Genomic DNA, 2,488 nt, shown 5'->3' with positions numbered 1-2,488 from the left:
GTCCGCCTGCGCCACGGCGGACAGCGCCAGGGCCGCGGCGAACGCCGCCGCCGCCCGGAGCCTCACGCCGCCCTCCGCCGCCGTTTCGGCGCCGCCTTGGGCTCGCTCTCGAACAGCTCGGCCAGCTTCTCGATCATCACCCCGCCCAGCTGTTCGACGTCGACGATGGTCACCGCCCGGCGGTACCAGCGGGTCACGTCATGGCCGATGCCGATGGCGATCAGCTCGACCGGCGAGCGGGTCTCGATCTCCTCGATCACCTGCCGCAGGTGCTTGTCCAGATACAGGGCGGCGTTGGCCGACTGGGTCGAGTCGTCGACCGGCGAGCCGTCCGAGATGACCATCAGGATCTGCCGCGCCTCGGGCCGGCCCAGCAGCCGCTCGTGCGCCCAGGTCAGGGCCTCGCCGTCGATATTCTCCTTCAGCAGCCCCTCGCGCATCATCAGGCCGAGGTTCTTCTTGGCCCGCCGCCACGGCGCGTCGGCCGATTTGTAGATGATGTGCCTCAGGTCGTTCAGCCGCCCCGGATGGGCCGGCTTGCCGGCGCTGATCCACGCCTCGCGCGCCTGCCCGCCCTTCCACGCCCGGGTGGTGAAGCCGAGAATCTCGACCTTGACGCCGCACCGCTCCAGCGTCCGCGCCAGGATGTCGGCGCAGACCGCCGCCACCATGATCGGCCGCCCCCGCATCGAGCCGGAGTTGTCCAGCAGCAGGGTCACCACCGTGTCCCGGAACGGGCTCTCGCTCTCGGCCTTGAAGCTCAGCGGACTGGTCGGATCGGTGATGATCCGGGTCAGACGGGCGGTGTCCAGCACGCCCTCTTCCAGATCGAAGGCCCAGCTGCGGTTCTGCTGCGCCATCAGCCGCCGTTGCAGCTTGTTGGCCAGCCGCGCCACCACCGACGACAGCGCCGTCAGCTGCTGATCCAGCAGCGTCCTCAGCCGCTCCAGCTCGTTCGGATCGCACAGCTCGGCCGCGTCGATGGTCTCGTCATAGGCGGTGGTAAAGACGCGATAGGCGTCGATCGGGCGGCCGTCGTCGCCGACCTCCTGCCGGTTGGGCAGGGCGCCCTCGTTGAGCTCCGGCCCCTCGTCCGAGGCGTCGCCGTCGGGATCAGCGGGGGCGCCGTCGGGGCGGCTGTCGCGCTCGTCGCCCGAGGTCTGGTCGTCGGACGTGCCGTCCATCGACTGGCCCTCGCCGCCGCCGGCGTCGTCCTCCTCGTCCTGGTCGTCGGGCGAATCCGGTTTCTGCGGATCGGGCTCGTCCTCGCCCCTTTCGTCCGAAACATCATCGCCGCGCCCGTCGCCGGGATCGAGGTCCAGCGCCCGCAGCACCTCCTTTAGCCGCGTCGCGAAGGCGTCCTGGTCGTCCGCCGCCTCGGCCAGGGCGTCGATCTTCGCGCCCGCCTTCTTCTCCAGATCGGCCCGCACCAGATCCAGCAGCGCCGCGGCCCCGTCCGGCGCCCGCTGTCCGGTCAGCCGCTCGCGCACCAGCAGCGCCACCGCCTCGTTCAGCGGGACCCGGTCGGCGGCGGCGGCCCTCAGCGCCCCGCTCCGTTCCAGCCGCGTCAGCAGCGCCGCGTTCATATTGGCCCGCACCCCGGCCAGGGACCGCGAGCCGACCGCCTCGATCCGCGCCTGTTCGACCGCCTCGAACACCTCGGCGGCCTGGCTGTCGGCGGGCCGCAGCCGGGCGTGCAGCGCCTCGTCGTGATTGGCCAGACGCAGCGCCAGCCGGTCGGCCTGTCCGCGCAGGGTCGCGCTCTCGGGTCCGGCCGGATCGCGCGGCGGGTGGGGCAGGGTCAGAACGCCGTCGGTCAGTTTCGGCCCGTCGGAGCCGAACACCACCTCCAGCTCCGACTGCTCGGCCAGAGCCCGCGCGGCATGCGCCAGCGCGCGCTTGAAGATTTCGGCGGGGGTTTCCGCGGAGGCCATGGCGTCCGGTTAGCCTGTCCGTCGCCCGCTGGAAAGCGGCGCGAGCATCGACCTAGTGCGCTTCGGGCGGCCGCGCGGCGGGGCTGAAATATTCGCTCTCGGGCTGCGGGTGCGCCGACAGCACGAAACGCCGGTCGCAATAGCCGCATTCGACGAAATCGTCCTCGCCCATGTCCATATAGACCAGCGGATGGCCAAGGGCGCCGCCGCCGCCGTCGCAGGCCACGCGCTTGGTCGAGACCACGATCTGTTCCGGCGGCGGGATGATCGCATCGGGATGGCGGGGCGGCATGATCGACCTTGGGGCTGGGGAGGGCGTCGGCGACTCCCTAGGCGGGCCGGGCGCCGTCGTCAAACCTCGCGCGGCTTGCGGCCGAACATCCGGTCGATCAGGGCTTTCCGCCGCTTGAAGATGGTCCAGCCCAGGGAGCCGGCGGCCACCCACAGGCCGATCTCGCCGACGATCGCCGTTCGCTTGACCAGCTCGCCAAAGCGCCCGGCAGCGAACCCTTCCTGGGCCTGGCGATGGCGCGGGTGGCACCCGACGCCCCAGG

At 71.7% G+C, this 2,488-nt stretch carries 2 protein-coding genes and 1 pseudogene; all 3 read right to left on the bottom strand.

Features of this window, described 5'->3' with window-relative positions; genetic code table 11:
- Positions 1-62: 62 nt before the first annotated feature.
- Positions 63-1,934: a cobaltochelatase subunit CobT gene (gene cobT, locus RDU12_RS02885; protein WP_308684066.1), complete on the bottom strand. Its 1,872-nt coding sequence runs from the start codon at positions 1,932-1,934 to the stop codon at positions 63-65.
- A 52-nt stretch (positions 1,935-1,986) separates the two neighbouring features.
- The gene (locus RDU12_RS02880; RefSeq protein WP_300290300.1) at positions 1,987-2,226 is read right to left on the bottom strand and encodes a zinc-finger domain-containing protein; all 240 of its coding nucleotides are present in this window, start codon (positions 2,224-2,226) and stop codon (positions 1,987-1,989) included.
- 59 nt (positions 2,227-2,285) lie between these two features.
- Positions 2,286-2,488, bottom strand: a pseudogene (locus RDU12_RS02875) (hypothetical protein); the annotation flags it as partial.

The sequence above is a fragment of the Brevundimonas sp. genome (assembly GCF_031082345.1).
GTDB lineage: Bacteria > Pseudomonadota > Alphaproteobacteria > Caulobacterales > Caulobacteraceae > Brevundimonas.
The sequence above is the reverse complement of the archived record's forward strand: the minus strand, read 5'-3'. Positions and strand labels throughout refer to the sequence as shown.

What these genes read in the sequence shown, in the direction of transcription:
- RDU12_RS02880 (WP_300290300.1), bottom strand. Translation starts at nt 2,226, where the DNA reads ATGCCGCCCCGCCATCCCGATGCGATCATCCCGCCGCCGGAACAGATC.
- cobT (WP_308684066.1), bottom strand. Translation starts at nt 1,934, where the DNA reads ATGGCCTCCGCGGAAACCCCCGCCGAAATCTTCAAGCGCGCGCTGGCG.